Raw genomic sequence first — 13,954 nt, 5'->3', positions numbered from 1 at the left:
GGTTCCACACTCCTTTCATTACTATCACATTATGAAAGTAATGGAGAATGCGTGACAGGCTAGTCGAGCAATTGGAGCTTCCATTTTAATAGATCCCGCAAAAATTCAGGCAAGAAATAGTTCTTCTTTTTAAACGGAAGAACATCTTTGAAAAAATGACCGAATGTAAACATATCCGGAAGGGCTAATGTATAGCCTTTTTCATCCTCTATTTCTTTGTCATTAATCAAGATTCGATTGTTTTCAAACCGTATACCATCGTAAACAAATATCCCTAAAACGCTGCCCCGAAATCCTAGACCTTTTATTTCCTTATGTGCTAAATCTTTGTCTTTTGACTGTAATAATATCGATTGTATTTCTTGCCCAGTCAGTTCCACCACACAAGGATTAATAGGATGGGGACATACGGTCAATAAATCATAATTGGTGACCACACCTGATAATGACCCCAACAGGAGGCCCGCATTAATCATCGCACAATCAGCCTGACACCATTCTTTTAATGACTGGCACAATAAGCGAGAAAAATTCGTCTCCTGAAATGGATGGTGAATCAATGGATCGCTGAGTGTTATAACCTCTTGATTTAACAGTTTCTTTCCTTTTTTTAAAAAATAATCCACTTGCTCTTGTTCGTTTAGAGGAGCCGAAAGATCCTTTATATCATAAAGGATCGCCTCTTTTTGGGTTACAGCCTTTTCATCATTCAAACTGATAGCCATGTAACCAACATAATAACCGTATTTACCGGCTGCCCCAAGCAGTGTGTTACCCACAAGCTTGCCGTTTAAAAGAAAATGATGGGTGTGGGCACCCAAGATAACATCAATATCAGGGAAGTCTTCCGCAATTCGTTCATCATCATGCAGACCAAGATGGGACAATAGGATAATAATGTCCGCTTCTTTTTTTAACGACTCCAGCCACTTTTGCAGCTCTGAAAACGGATCTGTCAGCTTCCAGCCAAGCAATTCATATAGATGACTGAAATTAGCGGTAAGACCGATTACCCCGACACGTGTTCCTTGCTTAGTATAGTAAATCTTATAGGGTTTAACCCAATTAGGATAAACACCATTATGATTATACAGATTGGCAAGGAGTACCTCGAATTCTGCTTTATCATATAGATGATCCAAATCTTCATAAGGGAGGTTCACGCCTTCATTATTACCAATTGTGACGGCCGTATAGTGACAATCATTTAATAGGGGAATATTCCCTTGTCCCTTTGTAGCATCTGTTAAGGGATGCCACCGGTCGATGAAGTCACCAATATCAAATAGAAAAACCTCTTCTCCCATCTCTTGATGCTGCAATCTGTTTTGCGTTAGGAATTGCTGTATGCGCGGCCAATGTTCTAAGTGACTATGAAGATCGTTTGTGTGATAAATATGTATAGTTTCCATTCGTTTCTCTTAACCTGCCATCCCTTGATAAATTAACCGAATTCCAACAATCACCAGAATGGTTCTGATGATCAAAATGATCGTCCTGCTCTTCAATTTTGTATTTAAATAGACACCGATCTTAGCTCCCAGCCATGCACCTGGAATTAAAGCTAATGCATAGAGCCAATTTACATTACCTAAAGCGACATGGGTGATCGAGCTTAGGATGGAGGTTGGTAATATCATGAACATCGATGTGGCAGTTGCCACATGTGGTGGAAAGAAAAATACCAAGATCATCGTTGGCACCATCAACGAGCCGCCGCCAATTCCAAAAATTCCTGATAAAAACCCGACAACAAAGGCAATCACTACACCCAAAATAGGGTTAAATCCATATTCGTAGGTCATCCCGCTGTTATCCGTAAAAGTTCGGGCTATGCCCTTATCTTTCCGATAAGGAAGTGGCTTTAATTTATTTTTTATGACCATCACAACAGACACAAATAACATAAAGATTCCAAAGTAAATACTAAAGGAACTTACAGCTAACTTTTCCGTAACCCATGCCCCTAAAATACTGCCGGGCCCGCTTCCAATCAGAAAAATGATGCCGCTTTTGTAATCGATTGTCTTGTGCTTCATATAGGCTAATGTCGAGGATAAGCCTGTAAATATCATCGTAAAGAGAGATGTCCCTACCACTACCTGTGGTGTGAGATGACTAAATGTTGGCAGTGTCGCCATATAGAGTAAGGCCGGGACGACAATAATGCCGCCGCCCATGCCGATCAATGACCCCACTGAACTTGCAGCAATCCCTACTAAAACTAATATAATCCATTCCATTTGCATTCACCTTCTAGTGTCTGTTAAGTAAACAATACGGTTAATTAAACAAATCTAATTGTCTTGGGGCAAGCCCTTCATAATTTATATGTAATAGATTAATCATTTCTTTGGCGTTGTCTGCCGCATCCCCGCCGGAGTTATTGTTAAATAAAATATAAACATTTTTACAGGTCTGAGCTAAACTTTCTATATTACGCGCCCATTCCTGAAGTTCTTGTTGATTATATCGATAGAGGTACCGAACCTCGCGCCAGTTTTCAGCAGTCCGTTTTTGCCAGCCATGCACATTGCGGCCATGAAATCTTATTAGGACCTTATCGGGATTAGTAGCCTGTAATACAGTCGGTATAGAACCAAGTCCAGATTGTGGTTCATCACAAATACTATGAATCCATTTCTCAGCCTTCATAAAATCAAGTGTTTGTTGGCGATAGGAAGGTGTGAACCATGATTGATGTCTAAACTCTAATGCGCAAGGAATATCCCCCATTTCATGTCTGCACCAACGTAAATACTCTACGTTTTCCCGCTTACAATCAAACCATGGTGGAAATTGAAATAATACCATAGCGATCTTCTTTGTGTTTATATATGGGGAAAGCGATTCTTTAAAGGCATGAAACATAAGTTGTTTGCTATCAAAGGGAATTTCTCCTCGCATATGTCCGGTCATTCCTTGATATGCTTTTACGATAAATTGAAATCTCTTTGGTGTCTCGTTGACCCACTTCTCAGCATTTCTTTTCGGCTGTATTGCGTAAAAAGCGGTGTCCACTTCCACAGTTGGAAAATGACCGGCATACTCCTTCAATTTATCCCTTGTGGCTATGTGACCAGGGTATAAGCTGTCGTGGTCACCCCAGCCTGTTACACCGATATAGATCAATCCATTCACCCCCATTCCCTAATAATAGCATAACCTTTTTTGCACGTAATTTCGATTTCTTTAAAAAAAGTGAATTCATCACAGTTTTAAGAGATTGTGTAAGTTGGGGGAGCATCTTACTCGCAAGTTGGCGCTCGCTATCCGCAAGTTGGCAACCCTTATCCGCTAGTTAGCTCACCCTATCCGCTAGTTGGCAACCCCTATCCGCTAGTTGGAACTGCTTACCCTGAGGGTCTTCCCATATAAAATACCCGCTTGCCATTACAGCAAACGGGTATTTGTTCAACTTATTAACCGATAGAACCTTCCATTTCGAACTTAATGAGACGGTTCATTTCAACGGCATATTCCATTGGTAATTCTTTCGTAAACGGCTCGATGAAGCCCATTACGATCATTTCAGTCGCTTCTTGTTGAGAAATACCGCGGCTCATCAAGTAGAAAAGCTGCTCCTCGGAAACTTTCGAAACTTTTGCTTCATGTTCAAGTGAAATGTTATCATTCAAGATTTCATTATATGGAATCGTATCAGATGTTGATTGATTATCCATAATCAACGTATCACATTCAATGTTCGCACGAGCTCCATCAGCTTTCCGGCCAAAATGAACCTGTCCGCGGTAGGTAACTTTACCACCATGCTTAGAAATGGATTTCGATACGATCGTCGAAGAAGTATTTGGAGCTAAATGAATCATTTTTGCTCCCGCATCTTGGTGCTGGCCTTTACCTGCAATAGCAATCGATAAGGTCATCCCACGAGCGCCTTCGCCTTTTAAAATAACGGCAGGGTACTTCATCGTTAATTTAGAACCGATGTTACCATCAATCCATTCCATTGTTGCGTTTGCGTCACAAACAGCACGTTTGGTTACGAGGTTATAGACGTTGTTTGCCCAGTTCTGAATCGTGGTATAACGGCAGTATGCATCTTTTTTAATGACAATTTCAACAACCGCACTATGCAATGAGTTTGTAGTATAAACTGGTGCTGTACAACCTTCAACGTAGTGTACTGATGCGCCCTCATCGACAATAATTAACGTACGCTCAAATTGCCCCATATTTTCGGAATTAATCCGGAAATAGGCTTGTAATGGTGTATCTACTTTTATACCCTTTGGAACATAAATGAAGGAGCCTCCAGACCAAACAGCAGAATTCAAGGCAGCAAACTTGTTATCTGTTGGTGGAATGGTTTTTCCAAAGTGCTCACGGAAAATGTCCTCATTTTCTCTTAAAGCGGAATCTGTATCCTTAAAGACAATTCCTAATGCTTCAAGGTCTTCTTTCATGTTATGATAAACAACCTCGGATTCATATTGCGCCGAAACCCCAGCCAAATACTTCTGCTCAGCTTCTGGAATCCCAAGTTTATCAAATGTTGCTTTAATTTCTTCTGGAACTTCATCCCAAGATTTCTCGGATTTCTCTGATGGTTTTACATAATAGGTAATTTCATCAAAGCTTAATGAATTCAAGTCTCCGCCCCATTGCGGCATTGGCTTGCTATAAAAAATATCTAGTGACTTTAAGCGGAAGTCTAGCATCCACTGTGGTTCATTTTTCATTCTCGAAATTTCTTCTACAATCTCACGTGTCAACCCACGTTTTGATCGGAATATGGAAACGTCTTTATCGGCAAATCCATATTTATAATCACCGATTTCAGGCATCTTTTTTGCCATTGTCGTATTCCTCCTTCACGAATGGAGCTTCCTCCCGTTCGTTTTACTGTTGTTCCTCTTCCTTCAATCCCTTTTCCATTGCCTTCCACGCTAATGTGGCACATTTAATTCTGGCAGGAAATTTTGAAACACCTTGAAGTGCTTCAATATCCCCTAAATCAATGGAATCGTCATGGTCTTTTCCTAACATCATATCAGAAAATATTTGTGATAATTTCAAAGCATCTTCGACATTTTTTCCTTTAATGGCCTGCGTCATCATGGAAGCAGATGACATGGAAATGGAACAGCCTTCCCCTTCGAACATAGCATCGCGAACGATTCCATCTTCTACATTAAAGGTCAATTGAATGCGATCGCCACAAGTAGGGTTGTTCATATTGATCGTATGACTGCCATTCTCTAAAACCCCACGATTACGTGGTTTTTTGTAATGATCCATAATTACTTGTCGGTATAGTTGATCTAAGTTATTAGAAGACATCGCTGAAATACTCCTTTGTTTTGACAAGCCCTTCAACGAGTTTATCAATATCCTCTTCGGTATTATATAAATAAAAACTTGCCCGTGCAGTTGCGGAAACGTTTAGCCATTTCATCAATGGCTGAGCACAATGGTGACCAGCGCGCACGGCAATTCCTTCTGCATCCAAAACGGTTGCCACATCATGAGGATGAACATCCGCAATATTAAAGGTAACCATCCCCGTACGTTTCGCAGGGTCCAGTGGGCCGTAAATCGACATACCTTCGATTGCAGTCATCTTTTCTAAAGCATATGCAGCAAGTTTATGGTCATGCTCAGCAATATTGTCTAGTCCGACTTCAGTTAAGAAGTCAATTGCGGCACCAAGACCAATGGCTCCAGCAATAATAGGCGTACCGGCCTCGAATTTCCAAGGCAGTTCTTTCCATGTTGATTCGTATAAATGAACAAAATCAATCATTTCTCCGCCGAATTCAATCGGCTCCATGTTTTCAAGTAAATGTTTCTTACCATAAAGTACCCCAATACCGGTAGGACCACACATTTTATGTCCAGAAAAAGCAAGAAAATCGCAATCAAGATCCTGTACATCAATTTTCATATGCGGTGCACTTTGAGCTCCATCAACAACCATAATAGCTCCATTTTCGTGAGCAATCTGGGCGATTTCTTTCACTGGGTTAATAACACCTAGTACGTTCGATACTTGTACGACGGAGACAACCTTTGTATTAGCCGTAATGGTAGCCCGAACATCTTCAAGCGAAATCGTACCATCCTCTTGAAGCGGGATATATTTTAATTGGGCACCAGTGCGCTTGGCTACTTGCTGCCAAGGAATAATATTACTGTGGTGCTCCATATAGGTAATGACTATTTCATCGCCTTCACTTAAATTCGCAGCAGCATAGCTAGCTGCCACTGTATTCAAAGAAGTCGTCGTTCCTCTTGTAAAAATAACCTCTTGGATTGATTTCGCATTGATAAATTTACGAACCTTTTCCCGGGCACCTTCGTATGCATCAGTAGCTCTTGTACCTAATGTATGCACACCGCGGTGGACATTGGAATTAATTTCGCGATAATATTTTTCAACGGTCTCAATCACTTGGATTGGCTTTTGTGATGTCGCTGAACTATCCAAATAAACCAGTGGATTGCCATTAACTTCTTGATCTAAAATTGGAAACTGTGCTCGTATATCCCTAATATTCATTAGCGGACTTTCCTTTCAATCACTTCAGTTAATTGATGTTTCACTTTATCAACCGGAAGCTGATTTACCACTGGTGCAAGGAAACCATGGATGACTAATCGCTCTGCCTCAACCTTTGGAATACCACGGCTCATGAGATAGTAAAGCTGTACTGGATCGACACGGCCGACCGATGCAGCATGGCCTGCCATAACATCATCTTCATCAATTAACAGTGCTGGGTTTGCATCACCGCGGGCTTTCTCACTTAACATTAGTACACGAGAAGTTTGCTCCGCATCCGATTTAGAAGCCCCATGTTCAATTTTGCCAATTCCGTTAAAAATAATGGTCGCACTTTCCTTTACCACTGCATGATTTAAAATGTTACCTTGAGTATTTTTTCCAAAGTGAACAACAGCTGTCGTAAAGTTTTCAGTTTGTTCCCCGCGTCCAACAACAACTGTTTTGGTATCACCAAAGGAACCGTCACCGATAAGGTTAGTCGTATTGTCTGAAATGGTGTTTCCTTCATTCATTAATCCAAGAGCCCATTCAATTCTAGAATCTCTTCCAGCCACCCCGCGGCGGTTTACATAGGTGGTTAATCCTTTTGCAAGATGATCAACGGCACCATATTGAACTCTGGCATTGGTAGTAGCAATCACTTCTGTCAAAATGTTTGCAACTGTATTGGAAGCATCCACTGTAGAGATATAATTTTCTACATATGTGACTGAGCTATTATCTTCAGCCACAACAAGAACGTGGTTAAACAAATTAGCTTCTGCATCATCATGAACGAACAATGCTTGAATTGGTTCAGAGATTTCTACATTTTTTGGTACATATAAGAATACTCCGCCATTTATAAGTGCAGCATGTAAAGCAGTTAATTTGTGTTCATCTAAATTAATGGCCTGTGTCATGTAATATTTTTTTACTACATCGCCATGATCACGGACGGCTGTAAAAATATCAGTGAAGATAACTCCCTTGCTTTTTAGATCTTCTGATAAAGAAAGAAAAGCAGGAGTTTGGTTCCGCTGAATATATAAATTTTGATTTTGCGCATCAACTTCGACTAGCGCCTTTAATTCTTCTGGCAGTTCAGCAAGAGAAGAATAAGGAGCGCTATTTACCGTGTGCTGTTGAAATTGAATAAAGTTCCATTTATCAATCTTCGTTTTATCTGGTTTAGGCATTGGCAGTTCATTGAATTGCTCTAATGCTTGGAGACGAAGATTTTCAAACCAAGCCGGCTCGCTCTGATTTTTTGAAAAAGAGCTGAGAAAACCTTTATCAAATGGTAATTTTGTTTCTGTTGTCATGGTAATCCTCCTAACTCTACGCTTACGCTTCTTGCTCTACTGTTTCTTCTTCAATTCCAAGCTCTTTCTTAAGCCCTTCATAACCTTCCGCTTCTAAGCGTTGTGCCAGTTCTGGTCCGCCTGATTTAACAACACGGCCTTGCATCATCACATGCACATGGTCAGGAGTAATATAGTTTAAAAGACGTTGATAGTGTGTAATGATTAAGCAGCCAAAATCACCGCCGCGCATTTCATTGATTCCCTTTGATACAACCTTAAGGGCATCAATATCAAGTCCGGAGTCAATTTCATCCAAGATGGCAATTTTTGGTTCTAACATCATTAATTGAAGGATTTCATTACGTTTTTTCTCTCCGCCTGAGAAACCTTCATTTAAATAGCGTTGTGCCATATCTAAATCCATTTCAAGGAATTCCATTTGCTTATCCATCTTACGGATAAATTTCATAAGTGAAATTTCATTTCCTTCACCAAGGCGGCTATTAATTGCTGATCGTAAAAAATCGGCATTTGTTACGCCGTTAATCTCACTTGGATATTGCATTGCTAAGAATAGACCTGCACGAGCGCGCTCATCTACTTCCATTTCAAGGACATTTTGTCCATCTAATTCAATCGTTCCGCTTGTAACTTCATATTTTGGATGTCCCATGATAGCAGATGATAAAGTGGATTTACCAGTACCGTTTGGTCCCATGATGGCGTGAATTTCTCCACCCTTTATTTCAAGGTTAACACCTTTTAAAATCTCTTTCCCATCAATTGCTACATGTAAATCTTTGATCGTTAAAGTTGATCCAGCCATATTTATACCTCCGAAAAGAAAGTGTTGTTAGCTTGCAAAGCAAGTTTGTTTGTAGTTCTATTCTCATTTTATTCTCATTACAATCTTATAACAAATGAAATGTATTAGCAACTCTTAAACAGTAAAAACAATATCAGTTTTTCATTTAGCGATTTCTAAATGAGAATAGAATGATCAGTTTAAAGAAAAAGTCTGATAACGTTTGACTTATGTAACATGCATTCAAATAAAATCATACCTCATTTTTTTGCCTTTTCCAACAGATTTCGAGAGTAAAACCCTTTCTATTTTTACCAATTCACCCCTATTCATGTATCCACATACCTCACCAGGTAAAGAAGAAAAAGCCAGTGAATTTGTCACTGACTTTCTAACTTTCTTCCTATTTAATATTACTTAGAAACTGGTACAACCGCACCTTTGTATTTTTCAAGAATAAAGTCTTGAATTTCTTTAGAGTGTAGGACATCTACAAGTGCTTTAATTGCTTCTTTATTTTCGTCACCTTTACGAACAGCAATGACGTTTACATATGGTGATTCTTTATCTTCAATAGCAATAGAATCTTTAACAGGGTTTAAACCGCCATCAATTGCATAGTTTGAATTGATTAATACAGCATCTCCTTCACCATTGTTGAAGATTTGTGGTAAAAGTTTTGCTTCATAATTCGCATCAAATTTTAATTTCTTTGGATTTTCAACCACGTCTTTTAACTCAGCTTTTGTTTTATCAATACCATCTTTTAATTTGATTAAGCCTTCTTTTTCAAGTAATGAAAGGAGACGACCATGGTCAGCAACAGAGTTACTCATGATTAAGTGTGCACCTTCTGGAAGATCGCTTAACTTTTTGTATTTTTTAGAATAAACACCGATTGGCTCGATGTGAATTCCGCCAGCATTCACAAAACCATAGCCAAATTCTTTATTTTGAGATTCTAAATACGGAATATGTTGGAAATAGTTTGCATCTAATTCTTTTGATGCTAACGCTTTGTTTGGTAAAACATAATCAGTGAATGTTTTAATTTCTAAGTCAATACCCTTTTCTTTTAAAATCGGTTTAGCTTTTTCTAGAATTTCTGCATGAGGTACAGTTGATGCTCCAACTACTAATTTTGTTGTTTTGCTGTTATCTTCATTCGTACCTTGAGACTTTTCTTCGGCTTTACCACAAGCACCTAATGCTAGTACAATTGTTAAAGCTAATAATAATGTTAACCATTTTTTCATGTTGACCTCTCCTTTTATCTTTTATCTAATTTTGAAGTGATAAAATCACCAATAAATTGAATCACAAACACAATAAGTAAAATAATGACTGTAGCCACAATAGTTACATCATTTTGATTACGCTGGTATCCGTAGTTGTAAGCGAGATTCCCTAAACCACCAGCTCCAATTGCACCAGCCATCGCTGTGTAACCAACAAGGGCAATCGCCGTAACGGTAATCCCTGAAATAAGGGCAGGCATTGATTCTGGCAATAATACCTTCCAGATAATTGTGCCGGTTGAAGCACCCATTGATCTAGCAGCTTCAATGACCCCTTTATTAATTTCCCTTAGGCCAATTTCCACCATTCTCGCGTAAAACGGGGCGGCACCAATGATTAGTGCGGGTAGTGCTGCATTTTCCCCAATCATAGATCCGACCAAGAAGGTTGTAAATGGTATTAATAAAACGATTAGAATAATGAAGGGAATAGATCGGAAAATATTAACGATTGCACTAATAACTGTGTTAATTGGTTTATTTTCCCACATATTCCCTTTCGCAGTGAGAAATAAAATTAACCCAAGAATCGCACCTAAAATAAATGTGGCAAGAACAGAAATACCGGTCATATAAAGAGTATTTTTTGTTTCATCCCACATAATCAACCAATCAACATTTGGAAAATATTGTTTAATCATTCGTAACCACCTCCACTCCTACTTGCTGGGAACGAATGAAATCAACCGCTTTGTCGACTTCTTCTTCGTTACCGTCGATATGAATGAACAGGGTTCCATATGATCCACTTTGTGTTTGCGATATTTTTCCTTGCAGGATATTAACCGTCACGTTATGATGGCGGATTAAATTCGTAATGACAGGCTGTTCTGCTGACTCGCCAATAAAGGTTAACTGGACAATAAGTCCTGAACGATAGTGGTCAAGCAAATGTTCCGCTGTTTCCTTTGTCTCCTCCGGCTCCGATACCTGCTGCACGAATCGTTTCGTAATTGACTGCTGCGGATTTTTAAAGACATCCAATACAGAACCAAGTTCTACCACTTTTCCGCTTTCCATTACGGCAACCCGGTGACAAATTTTACGAATAACATGCATTTCATGTGTAATTAACACAATCGTTAAACCAAGACGTTTATTAATATCGACCAGCAATTCCAAGATAGAATCTGTGGTTTGCGGATCGAGTGCTGAAGTGGCTTCATCACATAGTAGTACTTTGGGATTATTAGCGAGCGCCCGTGCAATCCCGACTCTCTGCTTTTGTCCTCCGGAAAGTTGTGACGGATAAGCATTTTCGCGGCCTTCCAGACCCACCAACTTAATGAGCTCGTCTACTCTTTTCTTTCTTTGCGGCCCCTTGACACCTGCAATTTCGAGTGGAAAAGCAATATTTTCACTAACGGTTCTGGACCACAGTAAGTTGAAGTGTTGGAAAATCATGCTGATTTCCTGACGTGCTTTTCGAAGTTCTGCGCCCTTAATCTTTGATATGACCCGGCCGGCAACTGTTACACTTCCTTCGGTTGGAAGCTCCAATCCATTTAACATCCGGATCAAGGTGCTTTTTCCAGCACCACTATAACCAATGACCCCGAAAATTTCTCCTTCTTGAATTTCAAGATTCACATCATCGACTGCTTTTAATTCACCTTGTTTAGAAGGGAAGATTTTCCGGGCGTTTTTTATTGAAATCACTGTATCACCTACTTTTTATCCTGATTACGGAAACTTGTAACATGTACTGATTCTTTGAATATAGGGTTTGATTGTTATGGCGAAAAGATTCTACTATTTTGGAAAAATAAAAAACCTTCCTGCGCAGGCAGAAAGGCATAATAAATATAACCTTTCTCCCATCTTCCAAAGCTTATGCTTTGTGTGAATTGGCACCATTTCAATATAAATATTGACGGTTGCCGGGCTTCATCGGGCACATCCCTCCACCTCTCTTGATAAGAGTAAACAGCATACTATATTCAATTAATACGTTAATTTGTGTAAGTAAGTTATTTTACAAAAGTTATCGTATCACGGATAAAAAAGGGTGTCAACAAAAAATCATCATATTCGAAAAATTAAATCAAGGAAAATTTAGGCATTTGTTTTCAATGATGCTAAACCTGTCGCTGCTTCAATTGCTGCTTCAAGGTCCTCAATTAAGTCCTCCACATTCTCAATTCCAATCGAAAGGCGAATTAAATCCTCCGATACACCGGCAGCTTTAAGTCCTTCGGCATCAAGTTGCTGATGCGTTGTGCTGGCAGGATGAATGATTAAACTTTTCGCATCGCCCACATTGGCCACATGTGCCCAAAGTGTTAAAGAGTCAATTAGTTTTGCTCCTGCTTCTTTTCCGCCTTTGATACCAAAAACTACCATTGAGCCTGCACCTTTTGGTAAATATTTTTTCGCTAATTCATGGTCAGGGTGTGAGGCATGCCCTGGGTATGAGACCCATTCTACAGCAGGATGATTTAATAAATATTCAACCACTTGTTTTGTATTGGCCACATGCTCTTTCATCCGAACATGAAGAGTTTCTAATCCTAGTGTAAACTGGAAGGCATTTTGCGGACTTAAGGCAGGTCCTAAATCACGCAATAATTGGACACGTGCTTTGATAATATAGGCCACAGCCCCTAGTGCCTCTGCGTATACAAGTCCATGATAGCTCTCATCTGGCGTGGTGAAGCCAGGGAATTTTGGTGAATTCCAATCGAATTTACCGCCGTCAACAATAACGCCACCTGTTGACGTTCCATTTCCTAATAGCCATTTTGTTGCGGAGTGGACAACGATATCTGCCCCGTACTCAATCGGTCTGCAGAGATATGGTGTGGCAAAGGTATTATCAATGATTAACGGAACCCCAGCTTCATGAGCAATTTCTGCTACTTTTTCAATATCAAGGACACGTAAGCTTGGGTTTCCAATCGTTTCAGCAAAGACTGCCTTTGTTTTTTCAGAAATGGCAGCGCGGAAATTTTCAGGATCCTCCGCATCGACAAATTTCACCTTAATGCCGTATTTAGGCAAGGTAACTGCTAATAAATTATAAGTTCCCCCATAAAGATTTGAGGCAGAGACAATTTCATCGCCAGCTTCAGCAATGTTTAGAATAGCAAGTGTAATGGCAGCCATCCCGCTGGCAACAGCCAGTGCTCCCACACCACCTTCTAATAACGCCACTCTGTCCTCAAAAACAGTCGTGGTTGGGTTGTGGATTCGTGTATATATGTAACCTGGTTCTGCTAAGCTAAACAAGTTTGCCGCATGTTCCGTATTTTTAAATTGATAGGCATTGTTTTGATAAATTGGCACAGCACGCGCACCCGTTACCGGGTCTGGAGACAACCCTCCATGAACACTTAATGTTTCAAACCGATACTTCTTTTGATCCTCTCCCATTACACTCGCTCCTCCTTTTAACAATCAAATTGAAAAACCCCCGCTTCCAAAGAAGAGGGGGTCCACTCTTCTCATCTTCCAGAGCTATTGCTCTGCTGGATTTAGCACCGTGTTATAAACCGGTTGCCGGGCTTCAAAGGGCCAGTCCCTCCGCCACTCTCGATAAGAATATGCATCGTTCAATTGTTGTCTATTAATAGAATATTTAAATAAAACAATACAGCAAGTTTAATTCCGAGTCAATACCTTTGATTAAATTACTTTTGCAAAATTTTCCTGTGCTTTTGTTAAAAAGAAAATGGATTCTAGTAATAGAGTGGTTCTTAGTGGCGCAGATACCTTTAAATGTCCTTTTCGCTCCAAAACGCGCAGTTGCTCCGTCCCTTCAAACAGCTGTTTCATTGCGCTATGAGTTCCGCTGATCGCATCTATTGTCTGTGACCCTTCTTGTACTTCTAGGAAAGAGATCCTGCCCTTTTTGATTACTAATTGAATCGTTTGCTGCTCACAAAGAAATCTTACCGTGACATCTGCCTTGTCAATTAATCCACGAACATGTCTTTGCAGATTAAAATTCTCTAAGAATGTTTGTGTCATCTCCCTCATTTCCATCACTCCGGTCTACTCGTTATATATATATCTTATTCCGCAAGCAGAACCGGAA

General features: G+C 39.8%; 13 protein-coding genes and 2 riboswitches. All 13 genes read right to left on the bottom strand.

Translation table 11 applies throughout. The features are described from left to right. Nucleotides 1-59: 59 nt before the first annotated feature. Nucleotides 60-1,412, bottom strand: coding sequence for a bifunctional metallophosphatase/5'-nucleotidase (locus AC3ANL_RS05265; protein ID WP_488328211.1), 1,353 nt, complete (start codon nucleotides 1,410-1,412; stop codon nucleotides 60-62). 9 nt (nucleotides 1,413-1,421) lie between these two features. Then, nucleotides 1,422-2,243, bottom strand: a complete 822-nt coding sequence (locus AC3ANL_RS05260) for a sulfite exporter TauE/SafE family protein (RefSeq protein WP_488328210.1) — start codon at nucleotides 2,241-2,243, stop codon at nucleotides 1,422-1,424. Between the two features lie 40 nt (nucleotides 2,244-2,283). Next, complete coding sequence (locus tag AC3ANL_RS05255) at nucleotides 2,284-3,132, bottom strand: DUF72 domain-containing protein (RefSeq protein WP_488328209.1); 849 nt, start codon at nucleotides 3,130-3,132, stop codon at nucleotides 2,284-2,286. A gap of 290 nt (nucleotides 3,133-3,422) precedes the next feature. Next, on the bottom strand, nucleotides 3,423-4,820 hold the full coding sequence (gene sufB / locus AC3ANL_RS05250) for a Fe-S cluster assembly protein SufB (RefSeq protein ID WP_488328208.1): 1,398 nt from the start codon (nucleotides 4,818-4,820) through the stop codon (nucleotides 3,423-3,425). A 43-nt stretch (nucleotides 4,821-4,863) separates the two neighbouring features. Then, nucleotides 4,864-5,304: a Fe-S cluster assembly sulfur transfer protein SufU gene (sufU, locus tag AC3ANL_RS05245; RefSeq protein ID WP_488328207.1), complete on the bottom strand. Its 441-nt coding sequence runs from the start codon at nucleotides 5,302-5,304 to the stop codon at nucleotides 4,864-4,866. Further along, nucleotides 5,294-6,523 (bottom strand): cysteine desulfurase, encoded by a 1,230-nt coding sequence (locus AC3ANL_RS05240; RefSeq protein ID WP_488328206.1) that lies wholly within the window; start codon nucleotides 6,521-6,523, stop codon nucleotides 5,294-5,296. Before AC3ANL_RS05240 ends, sufU begins: the two co-directional genes overlap by 11 nt. Next, a complete protein-coding gene (sufD, locus tag AC3ANL_RS05235; protein ID WP_488328205.1) occupies nucleotides 6,523-7,833 on the bottom strand; it encodes a Fe-S cluster assembly protein SufD in 1,311 nt (436 codons plus the stop codon). Before sufD ends, AC3ANL_RS05240 begins: the two co-directional genes overlap by 1 nt. 22 nt (nucleotides 7,834-7,855) lie before the next feature. Next, nucleotides 7,856-8,641, bottom strand: coding sequence for a Fe-S cluster assembly ATPase SufC (gene sufC, locus AC3ANL_RS05230; protein ID WP_488328204.1), 786 nt, complete (start codon nucleotides 8,639-8,641; stop codon nucleotides 7,856-7,858). 392 nt (nucleotides 8,642-9,033) lie between these two features. Further along, the gene (locus AC3ANL_RS05225; protein ID WP_488328203.1) at nucleotides 9,034-9,876 is read right to left on the bottom strand and encodes a MetQ/NlpA family ABC transporter substrate-binding protein; all 843 of its coding nucleotides are present in this window, start codon (nucleotides 9,874-9,876) and stop codon (nucleotides 9,034-9,036) included. Between the two features lie 14 nt (nucleotides 9,877-9,890). Continuing rightward, entirely contained in the window at nucleotides 9,891-10,559 is a 669-nt protein-coding gene (locus AC3ANL_RS05220) for a methionine ABC transporter permease (protein ID WP_488328202.1), read from the bottom strand. Continuing rightward, nucleotides 10,552-11,577, bottom strand: coding sequence for a methionine ABC transporter ATP-binding protein (locus AC3ANL_RS05215; RefSeq protein WP_488328201.1), 1,026 nt, complete (start codon nucleotides 11,575-11,577; stop codon nucleotides 10,552-10,554). The genes AC3ANL_RS05220 and AC3ANL_RS05215 overlap by 8 nt, the downstream gene beginning before the upstream one ends. A 155-nt stretch (nucleotides 11,578-11,732) precedes the next feature. Next, nucleotides 11,733-11,841: riboswitch (SAM riboswitch) on the bottom strand. Nucleotides 11,842-11,973: 132 nt separating this feature from the next. Beyond that, a complete protein-coding gene (locus tag AC3ANL_RS05210; protein ID WP_488328200.1) occupies nucleotides 11,974-13,290 on the bottom strand; it encodes an O-acetylhomoserine aminocarboxypropyltransferase/cysteine synthase family protein in 1,317 nt (438 codons plus the stop codon). A 68-nt stretch (nucleotides 13,291-13,358) separates the two neighbouring features. Continuing rightward, nucleotides 13,359-13,459: riboswitch (SAM riboswitch) on the bottom strand. Between the two features lie 83 nt (nucleotides 13,460-13,542). Continuing rightward, nucleotides 13,543-13,896 carry a hypothetical protein gene (locus AC3ANL_RS05205; RefSeq protein ID WP_488328199.1) on the bottom strand — a complete coding sequence of 118 codons (354 nt, stop codon included), beginning with the start codon at nucleotides 13,894-13,896 and terminating at the stop codon, nucleotides 13,543-13,545. Between the last annotated feature and the right edge of the window lie 58 nt (nucleotides 13,897-13,954).

It is taken from the genome of Neobacillus sp. DHD-1R (genome assembly GCF_057747995.1).
Note: the sequence above shows the minus strand (reverse complement) of the source record. Positions and strands in the feature narration are given on the sequence as shown.

Coding starts and splice junctions, on each gene's coding strand:
- sufD (WP_488328205.1), bottom strand. CDS start 7,833: ATGACAACAGAAACAAAATTACCATTTGATAAAGGTTTTCTCAGCTCT.
- AC3ANL_RS05225 (WP_488328203.1), bottom strand. CDS start 9,876: ATGAAAAAATGGTTAACATTATTATTAGCTTTAACAATTGTACTAGCA.
- AC3ANL_RS05265 (WP_488328211.1), bottom strand. CDS start 1,412: ATGGAAACTATACATATTTATCACACAAACGATCTTCATAGTCACTTA.
- sufC (WP_488328204.1), bottom strand. CDS start 8,641: ATGGCTGGATCAACTTTAACGATCAAAGATTTACATGTAGCAATTGAT.
- AC3ANL_RS05240 (WP_488328206.1), bottom strand. CDS start 6,523: ATGAATATTAGGGATATACGAGCACAGTTTCCAATTTTAGATCAAGAA.
- AC3ANL_RS05205 (WP_488328199.1), bottom strand. CDS start 13,896: ATGAGGGAGATGACACAAACATTCTTAGAGAATTTTAATCTGCAAAGA.
- AC3ANL_RS05210 (WP_488328200.1), bottom strand. CDS start 13,290: ATGGGAGAGGATCAAAAGAAGTATCGGTTTGAAACATTAAGTGTTCAT.
- AC3ANL_RS05220 (WP_488328202.1), bottom strand. CDS start 10,559: ATGATTAAACAATATTTTCCAAATGTTGATTGGTTGATTATGTGGGAT.
- sufU (WP_488328207.1), bottom strand. CDS start 5,304: ATGTCTTCTAATAACTTAGATCAACTATACCGACAAGTAATTATGGAT.
- AC3ANL_RS05260 (WP_488328210.1), bottom strand. CDS start 2,243: ATGGAATGGATTATATTAGTTTTAGTAGGGATTGCTGCAAGTTCAGTG.
- sufB (WP_488328208.1), bottom strand. CDS start 4,820: ATGGCAAAAAAGATGCCTGAAATCGGTGATTATAAATATGGATTTGCC.